Source organism: Cupriavidus campinensis (assembly GCF_905397395.1).
Lineage (GTDB): Bacteria > Pseudomonadota > Gammaproteobacteria > Burkholderiales > Burkholderiaceae > Cupriavidus > Cupriavidus campinensis.
Genome location: NZ_CAJPVH010000138.1, coordinates 1 through 1489 on the forward strand (window position 1 = coordinate 1; position 1489 = coordinate 1489).

Genomic DNA, 1489 nt, shown 5'->3' on the forward strand with positions numbered 1-1489 from the left:
GCCTCCACGCGCGCCAGCAGCTCGGCCCCGCGCCCCGCCTCGCCCACGTAGGCATCGGCGCCGGCCGCCAGGCAGGCCGCCACCTGTGCCTCGTCGTCGCCCCGGCCCAGCATCATCACCGGCACGCCTTGCCCGAGCGTGTCGCGCACCCATTTCAGCACGTCGCACGCGGCCGTCGCGGCGGCGATGGAACTGGCGCGGTCCAGCAGCAGCACGTCGTAGCGGGTATCCCGCACCGCGTCCGTCATCGACTTTCCACACCCGAAGCAGCGCACGACATGCCCGCCCCGGTGCAGCGCGTGCCTGAGCATCCCGGCGCGGGACGGGTTGTCCGCCAGCGCGGCGATCTTCACGATGGGCCTCCCTCGGCTTGTCTCGATGCGGCCATGGTAGGCCGCGCGCCCGCCGGCACGAAGTAAACATTTGTTGCCGACTAAAAATGAGCATCGTCTTATAGGGTTGCGACGCGTCCCGGCCTCTAATGCTCGGATGGCAGACAACGGATGCGCCTCGGGGGCGCGCAACGACGATGGGATTGAGGATAGCTTCGCTGGAGCCAGACGCCGGCCACGCCGCGCGAATTCGGGAGATCGTGACGGCCGCCGGGCACGAGTGCGTGACGTTCGACGACGGCCGGCGCATGCTGCTGACGCTGCGCAAGGTCACGTTCGACCTGCTGCTGCTGGACTGGCACGCGCCCCAGGTCAGTGGGCGCGAGGTACTGGCGTGGGTGCGCGCCCATCTGGACGCCCGCGTGCCGGTGATGTTCCTGACCGGGCTGGACAACGAGCGGGACATCGTGGCGACGCTGGCAGCGGGCGCGGACGACTACATGGTCAAGCCGATCCGCCCGCAGGAACTGGCCGCGCGGATCGAGGCGCTGCTGCGCCGCGCGTACCCGGACCTGCGCCAGGCGCGCGACGGCAGCATGGCCTGGGGCTGCTTCGCCTTCCACCTGGCCACCCGGGCCTCGACGTGCCACGGCCAGAAGGTGGCGCTGACGCCCAAGGAATTCGACCTCGCCCTGCTGCTGTTCCGCAACGCCGGCCGGGTGGTGCCGCGCGAACACATGGTCGTGGCAGTCTGGGGGCGCGACATCCCGCCGATGTCCCGCACCATCGACACCCACATCTCGCGCGTGCGGAACAAGCTGGGGCTCTGGCCCGACAACGGTGTGCGCATCGTCCCGCTGTACACGCATGGCTACCGGCTGGAGTTGCTCGGCGGCGATGCCTCGGCGGGGCCGGCACCCAAGCCCGATGCGGCGCCAACTGGCGGCACGCGCAGGCGCCGTGCAGCGGGGCGGCAGCCGGCGCTGGGCCCCAATCCCTGATGACGGCAGGCATTACCCGCCGCCCTGAAAAACAAAAAGCCACCCTCGTGAACTGCACCCCAAAAGTTGGACACCCATCCAACCTTTGGGGTGTTTTTCATGGCGAAGTACGATGAGCGGTTCAAGCTCAAGCTGGTAAGGCAGTATCTGGCTGGG

1 protein-coding gene and 1 pseudogene are annotated in these 1489 nt (G+C 69.2%); one reads left to right on the forward strand and one right to left on the reverse strand.

The features are described 5' to 3' along the window. Positions 1-353, reverse strand: a pseudogene (locus tag KHO18_RS28195) (DNA-binding response regulator); the annotation flags it as partial. A gap of 176 nt (positions 354-529) precedes the next feature. On the opposite strand from KHO18_RS28195, the gene KHO18_RS28200 reads away from it, so the two are divergent. Beyond that, positions 530-1333 carry a response regulator transcription factor gene (locus tag KHO18_RS28200; RefSeq protein WP_144202761.1) on the forward strand — a complete coding sequence of 268 codons (804 nt, stop codon included), beginning with the start codon at positions 530-532 and terminating at the stop codon, positions 1331-1333. The last annotated feature ends 156 nt before the right edge of the window (positions 1334-1489 follow it).

Excerpts from the sequence above, each read along its gene's own strand:
- KHO18_RS28200 (WP_144202761.1), top strand. The coding sequence starts at position 530 with ATGGGATTGAGGATAGCTTCGCTGGAGCCAGACGCCGGCCACGCCGCG.